The 19,539-nt window shown below is 59.4% G+C and carries 17 protein-coding genes and 6 pseudogenes; 13 read left to right on the top strand and 10 right to left on the bottom strand.

Annotated elements, in window-relative coordinates; all coding sequences use genetic code 11:
- Window positions 1-111 precede the first annotated feature (111 nt).
- Both RHIZ70P_RS23110 and RHIZ70P_RS21340 read right to left on the bottom strand, forming a co-directional pair.
- Window positions 112-252, bottom strand: a complete 141-nt coding sequence (locus RHIZ70P_RS23110; protein WP_181904097.1) for a hypothetical protein — start codon at window positions 250-252, stop codon at window positions 112-114.
- Window positions 253-361: 109 nt separating this feature from the next.
- Window positions 362-1,810, bottom strand: a complete 1,449-nt coding sequence (locus RHIZ70P_RS21340) for a bifunctional metallophosphatase/5'-nucleotidase (RefSeq protein ID WP_115672540.1) — start codon at window positions 1,808-1,810, stop codon at window positions 362-364.
- Window positions 1,811-2,133: 323 nt separating this feature from the next.
- Between RHIZ70P_RS21340 and RHIZ70P_RS21335 the strand changes: the two genes are divergently transcribed.
- The 4 genes and pseudogenes from RHIZ70P_RS21335 to RHIZ70P_RS21315 form a co-directional block, all read left to right on the top strand.
- Window positions 2,134-2,865 (top strand): L,D-transpeptidase, encoded by a 732-nt coding sequence (locus RHIZ70P_RS21335; protein WP_419178325.1) that lies wholly within the window; start codon window positions 2,134-2,136, stop codon window positions 2,863-2,865.
- Window positions 2,866-2,876: 11 nt separating this feature from the next.
- Entirely contained in the window at window positions 2,877-3,227 is a 351-nt protein-coding gene (locus RHIZ70P_RS21330; protein WP_115672538.1) for a hypothetical protein, read from the top strand.
- Window positions 3,228-3,340: 113 nt separating this feature from the next.
- Complete coding sequence (dsbG, locus tag RHIZ70P_RS21325) at window positions 3,341-4,150, top strand: thiol:disulfide interchange protein DsbG (RefSeq protein WP_115672537.1); 810 nt, start codon at window positions 3,341-3,343, stop codon at window positions 4,148-4,150.
- Between the two features lie 225 nt (window positions 4,151-4,375).
- Window positions 4,376-4,582, top strand: a pseudogene (locus RHIZ70P_RS21315) (TIGR01244 family phosphatase); the annotation flags it as partial.
- Window positions 4,583-4,952: 370 nt separating this feature from the next.
- Here the strand turns inward: RHIZ70P_RS21315 and RHIZ70P_RS21310 are convergent.
- From RHIZ70P_RS21310 to RHIZ70P_RS21290, 5 genes and pseudogenes are all read right to left on the bottom strand, one after another.
- Window positions 4,953-5,060 (bottom strand): annotated as a pseudogene (locus tag RHIZ70P_RS21310) (IS110 family transposase); the annotation flags it as partial.
- A 282-nt stretch (window positions 5,061-5,342) separates the two neighbouring features.
- Window positions 5,343-5,624, bottom strand: a complete 282-nt coding sequence (locus tag RHIZ70P_RS21305) for a hypothetical protein (RefSeq protein ID WP_115672536.1) — start codon at window positions 5,622-5,624, stop codon at window positions 5,343-5,345.
- Window positions 5,621-6,271: a response regulator transcription factor gene (locus RHIZ70P_RS21300; protein WP_115672535.1), complete on the bottom strand. Its 651-nt coding sequence runs from the start codon at window positions 6,269-6,271 to the stop codon at window positions 5,621-5,623. The genes RHIZ70P_RS21305 and RHIZ70P_RS21300 overlap by 4 nt, the downstream gene beginning before the upstream one ends.
- Window positions 6,268-8,070, bottom strand: a complete 1,803-nt coding sequence (locus RHIZ70P_RS21295; protein WP_210209771.1) for a sensor histidine kinase — start codon at window positions 8,068-8,070, stop codon at window positions 6,268-6,270. Before RHIZ70P_RS21295 ends, RHIZ70P_RS21300 begins: the two co-directional genes overlap by 4 nt.
- A gap of 55 nt (window positions 8,071-8,125) precedes the next feature.
- Window positions 8,126-10,204 carry a c-type cytochrome gene (locus RHIZ70P_RS21290; RefSeq protein WP_115672534.1) on the bottom strand — a complete coding sequence of 693 codons (2,079 nt, stop codon included), beginning with the start codon at window positions 10,202-10,204 and terminating at the stop codon, window positions 8,126-8,128.
- Window positions 10,205-10,663: 459 nt separating this feature from the next.
- Here RHIZ70P_RS21290 and RHIZ70P_RS21285 point away from each other — a divergent pair, with 459 nt between their 5' ends.
- Complete coding sequence (locus RHIZ70P_RS21285) at window positions 10,664-11,041, top strand: ArsR/SmtB family transcription factor (protein WP_235842307.1); 378 nt, start codon at window positions 10,664-10,666, stop codon at window positions 11,039-11,041.
- 51 nt (window positions 11,042-11,092) lie between these two features.
- Here RHIZ70P_RS21285 and RHIZ70P_RS21280 read toward each other — a convergent pair whose 3' ends face one another.
- Complete coding sequence (locus RHIZ70P_RS21280; RefSeq protein WP_115672547.1) at window positions 11,093-11,503, bottom strand: DUF302 domain-containing protein; 411 nt, start codon at window positions 11,501-11,503, stop codon at window positions 11,093-11,095.
- Window positions 11,504-12,646: 1,143 nt separating this feature from the next.
- On the opposite strand from RHIZ70P_RS21280, the gene RHIZ70P_RS21270 reads away from it, so the two are divergent.
- From RHIZ70P_RS21270 to RHIZ70P_RS21245, 6 genes are all read left to right on the top strand, one after another.
- Complete coding sequence (locus RHIZ70P_RS21270) at window positions 12,647-14,098, top strand: multicopper oxidase family protein (protein ID WP_115672531.1); 1,452 nt, start codon at window positions 12,647-12,649, stop codon at window positions 14,096-14,098.
- A gap of 83 nt (window positions 14,099-14,181) precedes the next feature.
- Window positions 14,182-14,619, top strand: coding sequence for a DUF411 domain-containing protein (locus tag RHIZ70P_RS21265; protein ID WP_115672530.1), 438 nt, complete (start codon window positions 14,182-14,184; stop codon window positions 14,617-14,619).
- 215 nt (window positions 14,620-14,834) lie between these two features.
- Window positions 14,835-15,308 (top strand): IS66-like element accessory protein TnpA, encoded by a 474-nt coding sequence (gene tnpA, locus RHIZ70P_RS21260; protein WP_181904096.1) that lies wholly within the window; start codon window positions 14,835-14,837, stop codon window positions 15,306-15,308.
- The gene (gene tnpB, locus RHIZ70P_RS21255) at window positions 15,289-15,642 is read left to right on the top strand and encodes an IS66 family insertion sequence element accessory protein TnpB (protein WP_115672528.1); all 354 of its coding nucleotides are present in this window, start codon (window positions 15,289-15,291) and stop codon (window positions 15,640-15,642) included. The genes tnpA and tnpB overlap by 20 nt, the downstream gene beginning before the upstream one ends.
- Before the next feature lie 54 nt (window positions 15,643-15,696).
- Window positions 15,697-17,277 (top strand): IS66 family transposase, encoded by a 1,581-nt coding sequence (gene tnpC, locus RHIZ70P_RS21250; RefSeq protein WP_115672526.1) that lies wholly within the window; start codon window positions 15,697-15,699, stop codon window positions 17,275-17,277.
- A 302-nt stretch (window positions 17,278-17,579) separates the two neighbouring features.
- Window positions 17,580-17,825 (top strand): DUF6429 family protein, encoded by a 246-nt coding sequence (locus tag RHIZ70P_RS21245; RefSeq protein ID WP_115672524.1) that lies wholly within the window; start codon window positions 17,580-17,582, stop codon window positions 17,823-17,825.
- On the opposite strand, the pseudogene RHIZ70P_RS21240 reads toward RHIZ70P_RS21245, so the two are convergent.
- Window positions 17,794-18,036: pseudogene (locus RHIZ70P_RS21240) on the bottom strand (transposase domain-containing protein); the annotation flags it as partial. The gene RHIZ70P_RS21245 and the pseudogene RHIZ70P_RS21240 overlap by 32 nt on opposite strands.
- A gap of 41 nt (window positions 18,037-18,077) precedes the next feature.
- Window positions 18,078-18,386, bottom strand: a pseudogene (locus RHIZ70P_RS21235) (IS66 family insertion sequence element accessory protein TnpB); the annotation flags it as partial.
- Window positions 18,387-18,442: 56 nt separating this feature from the next.
- Between RHIZ70P_RS21235 and RHIZ70P_RS21230 the strand changes: the two are divergent.
- Together RHIZ70P_RS21230 and RHIZ70P_RS21225 are read left to right on the top strand one after the other, a co-directional pair.
- Window positions 18,443-18,954, top strand: a pseudogene (locus RHIZ70P_RS21230) (IS3 family transposase); the annotation flags it as partial.
- 34 nt (window positions 18,955-18,988) lie between these two features.
- Window positions 18,989-19,405, top strand: a pseudogene (locus tag RHIZ70P_RS21225) (ATP-binding protein); the annotation flags it as partial.
- Between the last annotated feature and the right edge of the window lie 134 nt (window positions 19,406-19,539).

The raw sequence follows: 19,539 nt of genomic DNA, 5'->3' as shown, positions 1-19,539 counted from the left end.
CGGCCCATGAGCCCAAAGCGACGAAGGAGAAACGGAGGAACTTGACCACCCCAACCACGACGGACGATACCTAAGGCGGGTCACTTCTCGGCGCAAATCCCGGGTCAGCTCTCAGTGCAAATCAACAATCGTTGCTGCATCCTCTTGGTCTACTGTGACCTGACGATTGACAAGGGCCCAGATCAGAAAGGCCAGTGCGAGCAAAGAGACCACGAAACTCAGCGCCAGCAACAGCCCAAGAGTGAGTTCCATGATATTCCCCTGCGCGAAGGCGTTGATCTCGTAACGGCAGGCGATTGGATCTTGCCAACCTTAAGGGAAACTTAAGGCCGGGTCTCTCGTCATCCTCGGCTGGCGTGCCTCAACTTACATAGAAGCGCCCGACGTCATCGGGGGAGGCGGCGCCACCGGCTGCAAGACACGCTTCCAGAGCCTCTATTGCCCTGATCGAAAGATCTCGGCGCGCATGCCCATATTTTTCCGGCACTCCCTGAGCGGTCACAAAACTGACGGCAATCTCCTCGTCATCCTCAAGCTCCCGGCCCTTGAAGAAAATGTGCTCGATCCGGTGACCCGCGGGGTTCTCTAGCTTTCCGAACATCGTCAAACCGCGAAAGCGTTTAAGATAGCCGCCCATCTGCCTGTAGGGATCCGGCGAAAAGGTCCGCTCGAGATTTTCTTCCATCATCTGTCGGATGTCGGCACCCAGCAGGTCTGTCACCGAAACTGACGGGTTGGTAGGGATAATGTTCCAAAGGTCGTTGACTGTCACGGGGCCAGCAGGAATTGGAGCGCCGTACCGCCAGCCATTCGAAAAGGCCACGTCGGTGCCGGCAGCCATTGCGATTGCATGAAGCAAAAGGTCGTCCATGGGCGAATAAAGCTGAAGATTTCGGTGGAGAGGGATCAGTGTCACGCCCACCTGCCGTCCAAGCTCAGATCGGTGCGGCCGCATGATGTCATCGACGATCTGCTGCATCGCTTCATCTGCTTGAAACCTGTCATCGATTGGAATGAGCATGTGGTCGAAGGACAGAATGCCTCTTTCACCGATAACCAGATCGAGGCGCCCAAGAAATGAGCCGTGGCAACCGGATTGAATGATAATCGTCTCGCGAACCAAGATTGCGGTACGAAGGCGGTTATGGGTGTGGCCGCTCAGGATGACGTCGATACCATCCACCGCTTCGGCCAGCTTTGCATCTTGAGGCAATCCTAGATGCGAAAGGACCACGATGACCTGGCAGACTTCCTCGTTTCGCAAACGCTGGATTTCCATCGAAAGGGCCACCTCATCAATGTCGAACCGGCGCCCGACGCTGAAGCTCGGCGGCATGCTCTTGTCAATAATGGTCGCCGCCATGCCGATGACGCCGACGGTGACCCCACCCCGATTGAATATGGCTGACGGCAAGAACGGCCTCGTACCATCGTTTGTCCGATAGCAGTTGAGCGCCAAAACCGGATAGTTAAGCTTTGCGGCAAGCTTTTCGAAGTGATCCGGTCCCCACGCAAATTCCCAATGGGCCGTCATGGCGTCGATGCCGAGAGCGTTAGCGGCGGGAACGATTCCGTAACCCTTGCTGACGACGGCCGGATAGGTTCCATGAAACATGTCCCCATTGTCCAATGTAAGAAGATTACCTCCGGTTTCTACGCGAATGCGACGAAGCGCGCCCGCAATTCTGGCGAAGCCGCCCAGGATCGGGAAGAGCGGTCCCGAATGTCCCCAGACAAGCTCGGGATGGGGCTCAAGATAGCCATGCACATCGTTGAGCTGAACGATGGTCAGCTTGTTTCTCTCAGGCATTGCCAGGTCCTTTCGTTCTCTCGCAGTGGAAACTGCAGCAGCAGAACGCTGGCTCGCTAGCCTTAAGGCAGCCTTAAGGTAGAGATGCGACGCGGTTGCCTCCCAAGAACGTGGAGCGTAACAACAACAATGCCCTTACAACCCTCACCTCCTCGCACGGCAAGTCTGGCTTCAGGCCCGCTTATCGCAGCCAGAGATCAAGGTCGGAATCTGGAGGTGCACCACGATCTCGGTAGCTCGATCAGCACGCTCATCCTGCCTTCGGTCCTTTCATTTGATGACTTCAAAGATGCTGTCAAAGACGCACGTGACAAGGACGCCGAATGATGAACCTTGCTGGCTCCAGTGCGTGCGCGCGCAACAACTTAAGCCATGGCGCAAAGCTTGTCCTCGCAATCGCGACCCTGATCGGCCTTGCTTCCTGTGCAACATCCGAACCGCCTGCAGTTCGACCGCTTGCATATCAACTGCCGGTCGGTGACCATCAGCCTGCCGCATCCGAACCGGATCGTTACCGATCGCTTACCGACGAGCCCTTTCCGGTCGCAGCGGTCGATACGAAGAAGATCGGCAGCAAATTCCTGAAGCAGCTTGTCGATTACCCAACCGAACACCCTGTCGGCACCGTTGTTGTCGATCCGTCCAGCCGCTTCCTGTACCTGGTGAAGAAGAATGGAAAGGCTCTCCGATATGGCGTCGGCGTGGGAAAGGCGGGTTTTGAGTTTTCCGGGTCAGCACACATCGGCTTCAAACGCCAGTGGCCACGGTGGACACCGACTCCCGACATGCTGAAGCGTGATCCGAAACGTTACGGCAGGTGGTCGAATGGGATGGACGGCAGCGACAAGAACCCGCTCGGCGCCAGAGCCATGTATCTCGTAAAGGATGGCAAGGACACGCTCTACCGCATCCACGGCACGAATGAGCCATGGACGATCGGGACGGCAGCCTCATCAGGCTGCATCCGCATGCTCAATCAGGACGTCATCGATCTTTACAATCATGTTCCAACGGGTGCGAACGTCGTCGTGCTCGGAGCGTCTGAACAAGTGTGAGCACGTCGTGCATGGCTATCCAGATGACGCGATATCGCAACCGATACCATGAACGGACTGCCCAGAAGGCCGAAAGGGAAGATGTGTTGGTACGCGATTGGATGCGCCTTTCCGAGGAGAAGCAGGAGGCGATCCTAGGCCTCTTCCTGCGCGAAGCGCCGGCCGCAGGAAACCAAAGAACGCCGCGAGAACGCTATCATTGCCTGCGACGCACGGCACTTCGCCATTGCCTTTCCTGGAGACACTTTTATTCGACCGAGCAGCTTGTGTTCTTCAGAACGATGCTGAGGGAGCGACAGCTCTGGATGTTGGAGCTTCGAACCTTCTACAAGACAGGCCGGATTCCAGACCACCCGAAGTGACCGGTCGGCAGATCCGGCGCCCACGAAATGTCTCGGGGATTTCGGATTGCTGCGTGTGCCTTAAGCGTGCCTTAAGCTAAGGCCGACAAGCACAGACCTGAAGGGAGACCCTAATGCGCCTTACGAGTTTCATACGATCCAAATCTGTTGTACTGCTGTCTGCCACAGTGCTTTGCGGCGCCTTCGCGGCCACCTTCGGCGCTGCGCAGGATGTCGATCCGAAAGCAGAGGACTATCCGCCAGTCCTGAAGGTAATCGAACAGCAGGGGCTAACCATCCTCGGCGAGATGCAGGTCCCCGGCGGGCTGAGAGCATTTGCCGCGAAAGCCGGTGCTCAACCTCTGGCGCTCTACCTGACGCCGGATGGCGAACACGTAGTCGTCGGAACGCTTGTCGATGGATCGGGACAGGACATGGCAGAGGCGCAGCTCAAGGAAATGGTTGAGGCACCCATCAAAGAAGAGGGGTGGAAAAAGCTCGAGCGATCGACGTGGGTACAGGACGGTGAACAAAATGCGCCGCGGATCGTCTACGTGTTTACGGATCCGAATTGCCCCTACTGCAACCAGTTTTGGACGGCTGCCAGACCATGGGTCGAGACAGGCAAGGTACAGTTGCGCCACGTCATGGTTGGCGTGATCAGGCAGGATTCCCCGGCCAAGGCGGCCGCCATCCTCGAGGCGACATCTCCTCAGGACGCTTTAGCCGAAAACGAGCTGAACTATCAAAATGGCGGCATTTCGCCATTGGAAACGGTGGCTCCCGACATGGCCGCGAAGCTTGAAGCCAATGCCGCCCTGATGACAGAACTAGGCTTTGCAGGCACGCCTGCAATCGTTTTTCGGAAGGTCGACGGCAGCATTGGCAATGTGGCCGGTCTGCCCCAGGGCGCTGCCCTTGAGATGATCCTGGGGCCGAAGTGAGAGATTCGCCAAGCGCTATGCCGCCGCCCGACAGCATTAAGGTGTCATGGACGAAGGCGGCGTCGCCTGCGATATAGGTGATTGACGCCAATGTGGCAGGGCGAAAAGTGACGCTGACCGGGATCTTGCCGACGTCGAATGTGTCGCCGTCCTTGAACAGGCGGTCCCACTGGGAACCATCCGGCTTGAAATCGTCGCCGAGGTGGTAGATTCCGTTCTTCGATGGTCGAGCGCGGCAAGATCGTCCTTGCGGAGTTCGCCTATGGCGGCAAACTTCTTCCGACATTTCCCACCTGGATCATCGACGGCACGAAGCCCTCGAGCCTTGCCTGGTATCTAAAGTCGGAAGTCCTTCCGCCGAATTATTGGCACGGCATGCTGACGAGCCTCGAATGGCTGGTGTCTCCGGAGATGAAGAAAGAGGTCGCTTGACGGCCGCCGCGACAGCGATGATCCTTGATCCTATCAATATGGCCTCGGGTCCGTCTCCAGTGGGCTGGTCGGCACGCGTGGCCTCTTCGGCGGCAGCGGATCCATCCATGCCGAGCCCCTGATTGAACTGATGGTATTGTCTAATGCAGTTGAGGCGTCAAGCCTGAGTTTTCCGGAACGGCGCTGCCAGGTGCATGGTTGTCTTCGCGGACGACATCAGGCGCCGCATGATGGAGCTTCGCGGGGCGAGCCTTCAATGTGGTTGACGCACTTAGCTTAGACAGCGATGCAACCCCATCAACGGAATGGCTCGGCTCACGTCCCGGCGGGGACGCTGATCAGGCGTTCAGGGTTTGAACACCATCCGGATCTACATTGCGGTTCCCGGGTTGGGGTTGAATAACTTGCCGGTTTTGAGCATCGTGTGCATGATCACAGCAAGTTTGCGGGCGACAGCCACGGCAGCTCTCTTGAAGCCAAACGGTCTTCCAACCATGAGCTGGCACTGGTGGCGCATCTGAGTTCGCCTTATGAACCTGCGGTCTGAGCCCGTTCCATGATCCGCGCGCCTTGCACGTATCAACCTCATATCCAGTCGCCGTTCCAACGGCTACACAACAATCCCGCCTGCGGCGGTTTGGGCTCAGGAGGACGAGACCAATCTCGATGACTGCGTTTCAAGCCAGGCCGCAATTCGGTCGTCCACCTGGTTCCGGCGAGGCTGATCAGGCCTGTGCCGAACTGTTATGCGCTTGAACGGTCACGGTCTGACCACCGCGCCTTCGATCACAATGCCGACGCTGGCGTGCTTCCACAACGCCACAACCAACTTGCGCACCAGTGCCGTGTTCATCACCCTCTTGAAGCGGCCGCCATTTTGTGCGACCGGCTCATTGAACCAACTTCGGGTGACTGGCTTCAGCCTGGCGGACGCCATGGCGTGCTGTTTCCCGGCGATGCCGAAAACCCGCCGCAGTTCGACGCCTCTGCCGGCGGCGTATCTGCTTTGGACACTGACCGACCCGGAGTGCGCACCGATCAACAGGCGCCCGGCTCCGTCCAGCCGCCTGCTACCGAGCTGACCATCAGTGCCAGTTCAGCCAGCGACCGTGCCTCCATTTTCGTCATAACCGAGGCGCGATAGACCTCAATAGTCTTGATGGAAAGGTCCAGCTCGTAGGCGATGACCTTGTTCGGCTTGCCGGCCAGAACCCTTTCCATCACCTCCCACTCCCGCCGGCCCAGCCGCGCCAACCGTCCCTTGATGCTGCGTCGTCGCGCGCCGCGCGTCAGGTTTTCCCGCGAGAACCGGATCGCCGCAGCTACGGCATCCAAAAGGAGCTGCTCCTTAAAGGGTTTCTCAATGAAATCGAAAGCTCCAGCTTTCAGCGCTTCGACCGCCATCGGCACATCGCCATGGCCGGTGACGATCAGGATTGGCAAGAGAAAGCCGCGATCCGTCAGATGGCGTTGCAACTCCAGGCCACTCATGCCAGGCATACGAACATCCAGCACCAGTGCGCCAGGGCGAAGCGCTTCCTCCGCAGGCAGGGCTTCCAGAAGTTCTGCCGCCGACGCGAATATCTGCGCCTCCAACCCGATCGAGGAAAACAGGAAGGCCATGGATCGGCGCATGGCCTCGTCGTCATCCACGATCAGAACCAGTGGCTGGTCATTGTTGTCGATCATCGGCTGTCCTCCGGTGACAGGGGCAGGGTAAAGTGCATGGTGAGCCCGCCGGTCACCTCGTTCGTCGCCCACAATCGTCCGCCATGGCTTTCCACGATGGTGCGGCAGATGGAAAGGCCGAGCCCCAACCCCTGCGGCTTGGTGGTGAAGAAGGTATCGAACAGATGCGCCTCGACTTCCGGGGTCAGCCCAGTGCCATGGTCCCTGACCGCGATCTTGACGGTATCGTCCGAACGTGCGGTCGAGACACCGATGCCGCGCCCGCGTCCCTCATGGCCGACCATCGCGTCGAGAGCATTCTGCAGCAGGTTGAGCAGGACCTGTTCGATCTCGATCCGGTCGGCGGTCAGCGATGGCAGTCCGGCGTCAAGGTGGACGTGAAACGGCACGCCGCTGCGCCCTGCCGGTCCCCCGAACAGGAAGAGCGTCTCGCGCACGACCTCGTTGATGTCGAGACTTTCCCGCCGGACCTCGCGCCGGCGCACGAAGGAGCGGATGCGACGGATGATGACGCCGGCCCGCTCGGCCTGTCCGGCGATGCCGCGCGCACCGTCGCGCAGCATGGCGGGATCGGTGCGCCCGGCGTCGATCAGCCGGGTCATGCCCTCGGCATAATTGGTGATGGCAGCGAGCGGCTGGTTGAGTTCATGGGCGATGTTGGAGGCCATTTCCCCGAGGATCCCGAGGCGGGAGAACTGGTCGCGTTCCTCCCGGTGCAAGCGTGCCGTCTGCTCGGCCTTCTCGCGCTCCTGGATTTCACGGGTCAGTTCCGTCGTGCGCCTGCGCACCAGCGTTTCAACCCGTGCCACGTGAATGATCCACCAGACGAGGCCGAGACCGGCCGTGAGAAACCAGTGCCAGTTCGCCCGCACTAAACCTATCAGCGTGGAATGGGCGAGATATTCGTAAGGCCCGATCCTGAGCTGCCGGAACAGCGCATGGACGGAGGTGTAATCCTGTGGCGCGGTCCAGGCCCGGCCTTCCACGGGCATCATGGTGAGCAGGCTCGCGGTCACCGCCTTGGCGAGATCGGGAGAGGTGCCGGCAAGTCGGGCGAAGGGCCAGTCCGGATAAAGGCGGGAAGAGAACTGGCAGGGAAAACCGGGGACGGCGCGTTCGGCAACCACGGCGAATTCGTCCGGCTTCACCCGGCCGTCGGCGATCTCGTCTTCCAGAAGGCAGGTGCGCAGCACGCCGGCGTCGGCCTGGCCAGAGCGGATCGCAGCCAGTACCTTTTCCATGGGAAAGCCGGTTTCGACCAGACCGGCAAGTTTCGAGGTCGCAATGCCGGCCTCGTCCATCTCCCGCCAGATGACCTGCCAGCCGCCGAACGCATCGGTCGCGACCACCGCGAGCCGTAAACCGGCCAGTTCCGCGAAGGTCGCCGCATGTCCCGGACGGTTCGGCACGATGACGGTGGAGCCGACCGTATCGGTCGGCACGGCATGGTCGCGGCTTTCCAGCGTCGCAAGCCGTGTGACGCCGAAACGGGATTCAAGGTCGACATATTCGCCGGGATTGGTGATGACGAAATCGATCGATCTCGCCTCCACTGCTTTCGAGATGCCAGCAAGATCGAGGGGCACCATGGTGAAGTGATGCGCGCGAAGCGTCCGCCCGAGATGGGCGACCGTCGGTTCGAAATCTCTCGCCGCCCGCTCCGAACCCTGAAAGGCGAGCACGGCGATCTTTACCTCGCGCGCCTCCGCTGCCGTCGCGAGGAGGTAAACGATAAGAGCGAATATGAACAGCGACCGGATCATGGCTGCAAAATTGGCATAGACGGAAGCTGCAGGCAAAATGAAAGACCGGCCGGGGGGATGGCGGCCGGTCTTCGTTGGGACGCTGGCGAGGCTAATAGCGAGCGTCCTTTGGTTTACCGCCGTTCGGCCAGTCCTTGACCTTGTCGGGGAAGTCGGGCCTCGGCATGTGGCTGAAATATTCGGCGACATCGAGGGCTTCCTGGTCGGAGAGGCCGCCCTGTCCGAGCGGGAACTTTTCATGGAAACCGATCGGCATGTTGCGCTTGACGAAGGCGGCGGCGGTATAGGTGCGGGCCATGCCCGCGCCAATGTTGAACGAACGGTCGCCCCACAGCGCGGGATAGACGATACGGCCGGTCTCATCCTTCAGGCCCTCGCCGTTTGCACCATGGCAGACGGCACACTGGGCAGCGTAGATCTTCTCGCCGTTGACCGGGTCGGGAGCGAGCGACTGGTCGATCTTGCCTACGCCACGGCCGGGCACCTTGTCTTCCGGCTTGGTCTCGCCCTTCATCCAGTCGAAATAGGCGACCATGGCCTGCATGTCTTCCGATTCGGGCTTCAGCGGCTTGCCGTTCATCGAACGGCGGAAGCAGCCGTTGATGCGATCGACCATGGTGATTTCCTTGCCGGCGCGGGGCGCATAGCTCGGGAAAAAGGCGGAGACGCCGACATAGGGCGAGCCGTCCGCGACCGTGCCGGCATTCAGGTGGCAGGACGTGCAGTTCAGGTCATTGCCAACGTGCCCCGGCAGAAGCTCGTTCGTTTCCGAATTCAGCCGCATGCCGCGCACGAGCTGGTCCTTGTTCGGCTCGTCGAGCAGGCTGGCAAGGCGCGGGGTTTCAAAGTTCGAGGCATCGATCTTCGGGTCAATGTGCTTGCGGGCCTCGGCGACCTGCGCCTCGGTGATGGCTGGCGCACCCCCTCCCCAGTTCTCGCGCACATAGCTCAGGATATCGGCGATTTCCCTGTCCCCCAGCCGGGCGAAGGCAGGCATCGTATAGGTGCGGGGATGTGCGTTGGTCGATGCCGTCTCCCAGCCGGTCAGCGTGATGTGAACGAGCGTCGAGGGGTCCCGCGCGGCAACCGTGGGATTGCCGGCGAGCGCCGGGAAGACGCCTTTCACGCCGGTGCCGTCCGGCCGGTGACAGTCGTTGCAGAACTGCATGTAACCGAGACCACCAGCGGTCGTGTAGGCCGCCTCGGGTGCATCCGTATAGACCGGTTTTGGCGGCACCGGCTTCGGATCTTTCGAGGGCAGCGACTTGAGATAGGTCGCCATGGCCACGAGGTCGTCGTCGGTGCCATTCTGCATCGAGTGCTGGATGACGTCGGTCATCGAGCCGGAGACGGTGGCGAAGCGGTTCTGGCCGGTCTTCAGCAGTTCGACCGTATCATCGACGGTCCAGAGGTCACGCAGCTCCACCGCATGCCAGTTCTCGACCTTCTCGCCGGCGAGGAACCGGTCGCCGTTTGGCCCCTTCTCGGTCATCGCAACTTCCTGGAAGCCAATGCCGCGCGGTGTGTGGCAGGCGCCACAGTGGCCGAGCCCCTGTACCAGATAGGCGCCCCGGTTCCATACCTCATCCTTTGACGAATCAGGCACGAAGGGTGTGCCGTCGGCAAAGACGACATTCCAGTAGGCCAGGCCGAACCGCAGGTTGAACGGGAAGTTCATCGCCGTCCCGTGGTTCTCCTTCTCGACCGGCTCGACACCATGCACGAGATAGGCCCAGAGCGCGGTCATGTCCTCCCCGGTGATCTTGGCATAGGAGGGGTACGGCATCGCCGGATAAAGGTTGTGGCCATCGGCCGCGACCCCCTTGCGCATGGCACGGTCGAACTCGCCGAAGGTCCATGCGCCGATGCCGGTCTTCCTGTCGGGTGTGATGTTGGTGGAGAAGATGGTCCCCATCGGCGTTTCGAGTGCGAGCCCGCCGGCCATCTCCTTGCCGCCCTTTTCGGTGTGACAGGCAACGCAGTCGCCGAGCTGGGCGATATACCTGCCCCGCTCGACCAGCGTCGGATCGACGGAGGCGCCGAAATCTGGTTCCTCAGCAGTGATTTTCGGCGGAACGACTATCCATATGGCGACGCCGGCGGCGAGAACGGCGACCGTTACCGCAATGGTCCCGACCCATTTCAAACGCTTGGCTTTTCTCTCTTCCATGACACGAGGTCCGATCCTGGTTTTTTCATGTGGCAGGGTAGAACCGAAAAGCGCGAAATTCAAATTGGAAATATCCCGGAGCGGAACAGGGTATTCCCTACAAGTTATTGCTTTTTGGCAGTTTTGTTGCCGAAATCCGGCCACGATGCCGCGCCCGCCAGGCTCTTCACAACGACATAGACGGCAACCAAGAGGACGATGAAGGGCACAGTAAACTTAATGGGCGGAGTCATTTTTGGGTTGAAAGCCTCACCGGAGGCTTACGTATCTGGCGGCTTTTCCCAGATCGCCGGTGTTGCCGCAGAAAGGTCAATACGGAACTTAGCGAACGGTTGCTATCGTTTGAATCCCATCTTGTTTGATCTGGAGCAAGGATCGCTCGGTGATTGCAAGCGACGAAGAAGGGAACCTGAGCGGGACTAGGTAATGACGATTCGCTGGTAGCGGAGTTCGGAAATCTTGCTGATCAACAGACGCAACACCAGCGCTATTTTGAAAGCACTCTCTCATGAAAGTCGCCTGATGGTTCTCTGCCTCCTCACGGAAGGCGAAAAGTGTGTATCCGAATTGGAATGCATCCTAAATATACCGCAACCTGCTGCCTCGCAGCATCTTGCGCGTCTGCGTTCGGATCGGCTGGTAAATAGCCGGCGCGACGGCCGGACCGTTTTCTATTCTTTAACGGAAGACGTCGCGCCGGTCGTGGAAACGCTCTATCGCCTGTTTTGCGTATCCGAACAATCACCGCCCGCGCACCTCGCGCTTCAGTCCATCGATAGCCGAACAGGGTCTGTACAGCAGGAAAACTCAGCTGAGCGCGAATCACCCAAGCTTTAGCTGGCTGACTGCGCAACAGCACCTCTGCACTTAGGGCACCCCAGTTGTTTGTCAGATTTCTTCGACAACAGACCGCAGCAGTTCCCGTACCCTGACCGCGACTGACTTGAGTTCGCTATTGTCGATCGCTGTCATTGACGCCACTGGATCGATGGCGCTCACTTCTATCTCATGTTCCCCCACTTTTCGCAAAATCACGTTGCATGGGAGCATGGCGCCGACCCGCGGCTCCAACTTGAGTGCTTCGTGCGCCATGGTGGGGTTGCACGCACCAAGGATAAGATAGTCGTCGACTTTTACGTCCAGCTTTTTCTTCAGGGTGGCTTTGACATCGATTTCCGTGAGTATCCCAAAGCCTTTGGCCGACAATGCCTCTCTCGTCTTTGTGACGGCCGCGTCGAAGTCTACACCTCTGAGGAGCTTGTTGATCGTGTATTTCGGTGAGCCGGAACCGTCCTGCATGTTTTCGATCTCCGATGTGTTGTTCAAGAAATTTGTCTGCCAATGGCTCTTTTGGGAGCCTTCGGACCTATTCCGGGTCGCTGATCACTCAGTCAACCCTAGTCCAGTGAAGCATGCCTCACCTCCGGGTGGCGAACAAACCTATCATTTTTTCTGGAACGGCCCAATGTGTTATTTGTCGAACGAGCTACAGGGCGTTATCGATCAGTGCTTATTACCAAAACGAACGAAAGACCATCCCGCCACAGGCCCTCAGAAATACCGCGAAGGCAGAATTTGCGTAACGTTGCCACATCGGTGGCGAAAAAAGGCAGGCTAATCACGTTGCCGACATCCGAATATCGTCAAGCTTTGCTGCGGTGGCATCCAAAGATGCTGATATACCTCCCCCTAAAATCGCCCACTGCACTCTCAGCGGCGCCCGGCGGGATGCTTTTGGGGTTGCAACCTTTCTCAGATGATGCTTGCGGTAATGACGCTCTCCTCCGCGTGGATGTTCCGGTGGGTGGTGCTGATGAGCGTCCAGAATATCCCGAATTATAGTGCCGGCCTTTAGTTCGCCGGCACAATGAGAAACAATCTCTTGACCTTCCCCTAGTGGGAAGCTCCATACTTAAAATATAAGGTGCTGGGGATTGATCGCGATCAAGTTTCGGTGCCTCATCGATGGTAGACTGGCCGTCGAACTGGTGGAATGGGCATGGCGATATTGCGGGAAATCACAGCGTTCATGAGGGGATTGTGCATCGTCATATCCTTGGCACTCGCCGTATTTTTGCCTTCGGTCGGAAACGCCGCGCCACTTTGCGCGTCGGCGACACAGGTCGAAACTCACGTCCATGGTCATATCGCTGGTCAAACGGGTGATCATGGGATGCTTCACCCTATAAAGGTCTGCTGTCTCGCCGCTTGCGGCCTTCAGAGTGCCGTCGCCCCGTTGAATGCGTCGATGGAGCGCCGGGTAGAGTTTGAGAGGCTCCTGTTTACGAAGTTCGCCTCCCGGCTGACCGACCGCCCCGTCCCCCCTGCGTTCGAACCTCCGCGATCGGTTGCATGAATTGGACTTGCCGCAGGACCGCGGCAGTCGATCAATCAATGTGCAACAACACTCAGTCATGCCGACTGAAGATCGGGAGAACGATCATGTATCGCCGTCAATTCCTGCAGAGGCTCGCGCTCGGCGCGGCAGCCGTTGGCTCTGGTACGCCCCTGTCGTGGACAAATAATGCACAGGCCGAACAAGTGCCCCTGAATCTATCCATCACGAGCCGCACGATCGAGGTCAACGGAAAGGCGGCGAAGGTCTTCGGCCTCATCGGACCGAATGGCAAACCGGGCCTGACGCTTGACGCCGCAAACCAGTTCGATGTCCTCCTCGCCAATCGCAGCGGCGAGGCAAGTCTCGTCCATTGGCACGGTCTCACTCCTCCTTGGGAAAGGGATGGCGTACCGGACAATCCCCTACCACTGATCGCCGCAGGCGAGGAGCGTCGCTACACCTTTCCGCTCCAGTCGGGCGGCACCCACTGGATGCATGCCCATACCCTGCAGGAACAGAACCTGCTGGCGGGCCCGCTGATTGTGCGCACCAAGGAAGAGCAGAAGAGCGATGTCCAGGATGTCGTCGTCCTTCTCCATGACTTCTCCTTCCGCACGCCGGAGGAATTGCTTGCGGACCTGAAAGGCACCGCCGGTCACGGCATGGGGCAAGGCGGGATGACGGGCGGCATGGGCGGCCACGAAATGCAGATGCAGGGAGGAGCGATGCCCGGCATGGCGATGCCGGGGATGAAGATGGACCTGAACGACATCGAGTACGACGCCTATCTGGCAAACGACCGGACGCTGGACGATCCGGAGGTCTTCATGGTCGAAAAGGGAGCGAGAGTCAGGTTGCGCGTCATCAATGGCGCGACGGCGACCGCCTTTACCATCGACACCGGCGCGTTGACCGGTGAGTTGACGGCCGTCGACGGTCAACCGGTACAGCCGCTTTCCGGTACGCGCTTCCCTATCTCGATGGGCCAACGCCTGGATATCGTGCTCGATCTCCCTTCGCAGGCTGGTGCCTATCCCGTTCTCGCCCTTCGCGAAGGAGCACCGGTACGCACCGGGATCATCCTGGCGACGGAGGGCGCAGCCATCCGCAAGATCGCTGGGATCGGGACGGAAAACGGTCCTGTCCTCGATCTGATCCTCGAGAGCAGGCTCCGGGCATTGAAGCCGCTGGACGCGAACGAGCCGACACGCGTTTACGATCTCATCCTTTCCGGAAGTATGTCGGGTTATAACTGGCAGATCGGCGGTGCGGACCGACTGCGGGCGCGGCGGGGCGACAGATTGCGGCTTGCCATGAGCAACATGTCCATGATGGGGCACCCGATGCATCTGCATGGTCATCATTTCCAGGTCGTCGCAATCAACGGCGTTCCGATCGACGGGGCGGTCCGGGACACAGTTCATGTGCCGCCGATGGCGCGGATCGAGATCGAGTTCGTGGCGGACAATCCCGGTCGTTGGCCCTTCCACTGCCACCATCTCTATCACATGGCGAGTGGCATGATGTCGTTTGTCCAATATGAAGGTTCAATTTGAGCGAAGCAACCGCACGAGAGCGCCGGACGATCGGTCGGGCCGTTCGTCCATCCTATCTTTCGAACAGTCAAGAGGACAACGAAATGGAACTGAAACATATGTCTATCGCTGCCGTGATGGTGGCTCTATCGGCGGCTTCGGCGGCCGCGCAGACTGTCCACGTGTTCAAGGACGCCGGCTGCGGTTGCTGTGGTGGATGGGTCGCCCACATGCGCCAGAGCGGCTTTAAGGTCCAAGCGACGAACGTCATGCCCGAGCAGATGAACGCGCTGAAGGCAAAGGCGGGCATCACCACGGACACGGCGTCCTGCCACACGGCATTCGTCGAGGGCTACGTCATCGAGGGGCATGTTCCCGCAACGGATGTCGCGAGACTGCTGAAGACCAAACCGGACGCAATTGGTTTATCGGTCCCCGGAATGCCCATGGGGTCACCTGGGATGGAGGGCGGTAGTCCAGAGCCATATCAGGTTCTCCTGATCAACGGTTCGGGTTCCACGACCATATTTGTGGAACATTGACCCTGCGAGAATCGCCTATCGTCGACGTCGAACGGGCCGCCGTGCCTGTTCGACGTCTGTGAAGATCTCGATTTAGGTCAACAGTTATCCTTCTCTTCAGATCGTTGATGAACACCGAATAGCTCGATGCATCGTAAGCGCGAATTTCTCGGCACCTTTTGCTGTTGAGTGCGCTGATGCATGAGGTGTCCACCAAAATAGGTGGACACCTTGTGATGGAAGACGATGATCAGAAACTGCGGGTGAGGCTTGTCAGTCGGAACGGGCGACGCCGCTACGACCCGGCATCGAAGGACCGTCTTGTCGCGGCCTGCCTCGAGCCTGGCGTGTCGGTATCGCGGCTTGCGCTCGAACATGGGGTCAATGCGAACCTTCTTCGGAAGTGGATAAAGAAACGCACGGAGACCCAGTCCCTCCCGCCATCCTCATCACCGGCGTTTATCCCGGTTCAGATTGAAAGCACTTCCGATCGGGCCTTGCTGCGACAGAGCAGCATGGCTGCGATGGATGTGCCGGGGACTTGCGATGGAGTGCGTGGGTCGGCATCGAAAAGGGCTGCGCCTTTTTACTCTCCAGCCAAGGTGAGCGCATCACTGCCGAACGGCGTGAAGCTTATGCTGGAATGCGGTGACGTGGATGCATTGACGGCGATCATCGGAGTGTTGGGTCATGTTCAGACTAGGCGCTGATCTGAAAGTTTATCTGCACCGCGAGCCGATCGACTTTCGGGCTGGCATCAACAGCCTTGCGGTTCTGGTTCAGGAGACGATGGCACTCGATCCGTTTGCTCCAGCGGTTTTTGCGTTCTGCAATCGCCGCCGCGACCGGATGAAGCTCCTGTTCTTCGATTGGTCGGGCTTTGTGCTGGTCCTGAAGCGGCTGACCGAGGACAAGTTCCGGTGGCCGCGCCGGGAGACAGCCGTGGTTACGCTTACGACCGAGCAGTTGCACTGGATTCTTGATGGCATCGATATCGATGCGATGGTCCGCCACCCGGTGCGGCAATATCAGGTCGCTGGCTGAGGGCTTCCGAATTGAGCAGTTGACGCGGCGGTATGCTTTCGATTCACGAATCTGATGAATCGAACTGGCGAACCGACTGTTGAAGAGTTGATGGCGCGCATTGCTGCGCTGCAGACGGAGAACCGTCAGCTCAGCGCACGCGTCGTCAAGCTCGAGGAAGAACTGGCACTGGCGCGGCTCCATCGTTTTGCGCCGAAAAGCGAAAAGCACATCGATCGCCTCTTCAATGAAGCCGAGCAGGTTGCCGATGACGACGACGACGGCGACGGCGAAGAAGATGACGAGGTCGTCGACCTGCCGGACACCGGCTTTGCGACGATCGAAAAGCCGGAGGGCAAGAAGCGTGGCCGCAAGCCTCTGCCGGAACACCTGCCGCGCGAACGCGTCGAGTATGATCTTGCCGACGACCAGAAAGCCTGTCCTTGCTGCCGTCACCAGATGCATCGCATGGGCGAGACCGTCACCGAGCAACTTCATATCGAGGTGAAGGCGAAGGTCCTGCAGAATGTGCGGTACAAATATGCTTGCCGTCATTGCGACCGCACCGGGATCAACACGCCGGTCGTGATCTCGCCTATGCCCGTGCAACCTTTGCCGGGCAGCATTGCCACGGCCTCGACGCTGGCCTTCGCGCTGGTTCACAAATATGTAGACGGCACACCGCTCTACCGCCTGGCGCAGACATTTGAGCGCGCCGGTGTTCCCGTCAGCCGTGGCGCTCTGGGCCACTGGGTGATCGGCTCGAGCGAGAAGCATCTCTCCCGCATCTATGACGCTCTGAAGCTGCGGCTCAGAGCGCAGCCTCTCATCCATGGGGACGAGACGACGGTTCAGGTGCTGAAGGAAAAGGGCAGGCAAGCCATCAGCACGTCATATATGTGGGCCTACCGCAGCGGCGAGGACAGTGACGAGCCGATCGTGCTGCTCGATTATCAGCCGGGCCGCGGCCAGATACACCCGCAGACCTTCCTCGGCAACTACCGCGGCATTGTGATGAGTGATGGCTATTCTGCCTGGCGCACGCTGGAAGGGGCAACCCATATTGGATGCATGGCCCACTCCAGACGGCGCTTTGTCGATGCTCTCAAGGCGAGGAAGAAAGGCGGCGGTCCGCCGGAGCAGGCGCTCCGGTTCTTCGAACAGCTCTACCGGGTTGAAAGGCAGGCGCGGGACGAAAAATCCGACAGAGGCGAAACGCCAGATCAATGCATTCGCCGCTTCCGCCAGCAACATAGCATCCCCGTCCTGAACGCCATCAAGGAATGGCTCGATAAAATCGCCCCGAAGGTCTTGCCGGACAGCAAGCTTGGCGATGCCGTCTCCTATACCCTCAACCAGTGGGAATATCTGACGCGCCACGCCGAAGACGGCAGGATGCCGATCGATAACAACCTTCTCGAACGCGACATCCGGATTTTTGCCACCGGCCAAAAAAGTTGGCTGTTCAGCGACACCGTCGATGGAGCCAAGGCCAGTGCCGTCGTCTACAGTCTGATGCTGACCTGCCGCGCCTCACGCGTCGAGCCGTTAGCCTGGTTGCGCCACGTCCTCACCGAATTGCCTCAGCGCGCCGCCGACGCCGATATCACCGACCTGCTGCCCTTCAACTTCCCCAAAACTGCCACTGCCGTCTGATCCAGCGCGACGCTTTCCGAAATCAAACGCCGAAAGGCGGTGTCAACGTGCGGGGAAAATCGCGCTTACGATGCATCCAATTCCGTAGTCGCTGAAGAGTCATACTTTGCGTAGCGAGGAGCCTATCTGGAGGGCTGATCGCTTATGCCGCCAACTCGATGACCTTCGTGGCAAGCATGCCGCGCAGCGCACAAAGTCATCCCCCTGCTTCATGCCAGCTCGCTTTTCGGCATGTAGTTCCAGCGTATCCATCCGAGGATGGACCACAGGAATTTTACGGTCGCGCGCGGTAACGTTGCGGAATGGAGATTGACGAAGGCAAAATCGATGATGCGGTTTTGGCACTGCTATGGCTGGCTCTTCACAAAGAGCGTTGCGCGTGGAAGGGTTTTGACTGGGCGACCACAGATCGCTTGCATCGCAAAGGCCTGATCGGCGACCCGGTGAACAAGTCGAAGTCGCTGGTGTTGACGGACGAAGGTCTGCGGCGGTCGGAGGCACTTTTTCGGAAGCTGTTTACGCGGCAACCGGTATTGCCGCCATCTTGATCTTCTTCCATTCCCAGGGCAGCAGCTCACGCAGGCGGGAGACGGGCAGATCGGCGATGCGGGCAAGCGCGTCGGCAAGCCAGGCCTTCGGATCGACATCGTTGAGGCGGGCCGCGTAATGAGGGTTAGCATGATGGCAGCCCGGTCGGCGCCACGATCGAAACCGGCGAAGCTCCAATTTTTTTCGACCACAGGCCACACCACGCACCGCATGTCTGTATGTCCGGTCGACAGCTCCCATTGGAAACGAGTTCATCGTAACGTCTCCAGACCACGCATGATCCGCAGCAGGACCTCAACGTCGACATGCCGGCCGGCGATCACACGCCGGCCGTTCGCACTCACCACCTCCATGCGACCGTGATCGGTGATAGGAGGCGGCACAGCGACAGTCACCGCGGGCGGCGAGATCGCAACAACGGGCACGGCAACGACGATCGCCGGAACAAAGCCCTTCATCGAGCGGCTGACAAGACGTCCTTCCCGCGCCGCCCTGCGCCAGGCATTCAACTGCCAGCGCGTGATCCCATGACGCTGCTCTGTGGCCGTGACCTGGTATGGTGGTCGCTTCGCCTGAAGACATTGGCCTCGCTTTGATCAATGAGCGTATGGCTACGCTCGACGGGCAGTTCGACGTCGAGGCTGCGGACAAGGCCTGGGTCATGGACACCACCTATATCCGGACCTGCGCGGGCTTCGCCTACCTTGCAGTCGTCATCGATCTCTATTCCCGCAGGGTGATTGGCTGGGCAATGCAAAGCCGCCAAACCACGGACGTCGTGCTGCAGGCCTTGCTCATGGCGGTATGGCGACGCAAGCCCAAGGATCAGGTTCTGGTCCATTCGGATAGGGCTCCCAGTTCACCAGCATGGACTGGGCTTCGTTCCTGAAGCACCACAATCTGGTTCACTCGATGAGCCGTCGCGGAAACTGCCACGACAACGCGGTCGCCGAAAGCTTCTTCAACCTTCTGAAACGCGAGCGCATACGCCGCAGGGTCTATCGCTCACGCGACGAAGCCCGCCAGGGCGTGTTCGATTACATCGAAATGTTCTACAACCCGAAACGCAAGCATGTCAGAAACAGAATGCTGTCGCCGGTCGAGTTCGAGCGCCTGCAGAAAACGTAACCCCAGGGGGTCTATGGAACTCGGGGCTTCTACTCAAACCCATGTTGCGCTCGCTCTGGGCCTTGCTGCCTGCCAGACGGGCTTCAGCGTCATGTTCACCACTGCAGCCGCACCGGTCAGTCAGCTCCTGGAAGCTCGCAACGAGCGACGATTGCTCAAGCTACAGCGCGGTCCGGCATCGGCAAAGCTGCTGATCATCGACGAACTCGGCTATGTCCCTTTGTCATCGACAGGGGCCGAACTGTTGTTCGAGACCTTCTCCCAACACTACGAGCGCGGCTCGACCATCGTGGCGTCCAATCTGCCGTTTGAAGACAGAACGTCGGTGCTGGGATCCGAACGACTAACCGGCGAGTTATTCGATCGGCTCAGCCATCACGTCAGCCTCCTAACCATGAACGGCGACAGCTATCGGCTGAAACTGTCCGCGGCCCGCCGTCGTGTTACCCAAGGGGCGGAGCAAAACCAGGCCACCCAGGCGTCGATCCCGAAATCAACGAAATCATCAAACCCTGATCGAGATTACCGCCGCCGACATGGAAATGGCCCCGATCGGGGCCATTTCCATGTCGGCACCACAGCCCT

Source organism: Paenirhizobium selenitireducens ATCC BAA-1503 (genome assembly GCF_900492185.1).
Lineage (GTDB): Bacteria > Pseudomonadota > Alphaproteobacteria > Rhizobiales > Rhizobiaceae > Allorhizobium > Allorhizobium selenitireducens_A.
The sequence above is the reverse complement of the archived record's forward strand: the minus strand, read 5'-3'. Positions and strand labels throughout refer to the sequence as shown.

Bases quoted from the DNA above. Each gene is read 5' to 3' on its own strand.
- RHIZ70P_RS21280 (WP_115672547.1), bottom strand. From the start codon at position 11,503: ATGCAGGACGGTTCCGGCTCACCGAAATACACGATCAACAAGCTCCTC.
- RHIZ70P_RS21300 (WP_115672535.1), bottom strand. From the start codon at position 6,271: ATGATCGACAACAATGACCAGCCACTGGTTCTGATCGTGGATGACGAC.
- RHIZ70P_RS21245 (WP_115672524.1), top strand. From the start codon at position 17,580: ATGGAGATTGACGAAGGCAAAATCGATGATGCGGTTTTGGCACTGCTA.
- RHIZ70P_RS21330 (WP_115672538.1), top strand. From the start codon at position 2,877: ATGGCTATCCAGATGACGCGATATCGCAACCGATACCATGAACGGACT.
- RHIZ70P_RS21265 (WP_115672530.1), top strand. From the start codon at position 14,182: ATGGAACTGAAACATATGTCTATCGCTGCCGTGATGGTGGCTCTATCG.
- tnpC (WP_115672526.1), top strand. From the start codon at position 15,697: ATGAATCGAACTGGCGAACCGACTGTTGAAGAGTTGATGGCGCGCATT.
- RHIZ70P_RS21335 (WP_419178325.1), top strand. From the start codon at position 2,134: ATGATGAACCTTGCTGGCTCCAGTGCGTGCGCGCGCAACAACTTAAGC.
- RHIZ70P_RS21290 (WP_115672534.1), bottom strand. From the start codon at position 10,204: ATGGAAGAGAGAAAAGCCAAGCGTTTGAAATGGGTCGGGACCATTGCG.
- dsbG (WP_115672537.1), top strand. From the start codon at position 3,341: ATGCGCCTTACGAGTTTCATACGATCCAAATCTGTTGTACTGCTGTCT.
- tnpA (WP_181904096.1), top strand. From the start codon at position 14,835: ATGGAAGACGATGATCAGAAACTGCGGGTGAGGCTTGTCAGTCGGAAC.
- RHIZ70P_RS23110 (WP_181904097.1), bottom strand. From the start codon at position 252: ATGGAACTCACTCTTGGGCTGTTGCTGGCGCTGAGTTTCGTGGTCTCT.
- RHIZ70P_RS21270 (WP_115672531.1), top strand. From the start codon at position 12,647: ATGTATCGCCGTCAATTCCTGCAGAGGCTCGCGCTCGGCGCGGCAGCC.
- RHIZ70P_RS21340 (WP_115672540.1), bottom strand. From the start codon at position 1,810: ATGCCTGAGAGAAACAAGCTGACCATCGTTCAGCTCAACGATGTGCAT.
- tnpB (WP_115672528.1), top strand. From the start codon at position 15,289: ATGTTCAGACTAGGCGCTGATCTGAAAGTTTATCTGCACCGCGAGCCG.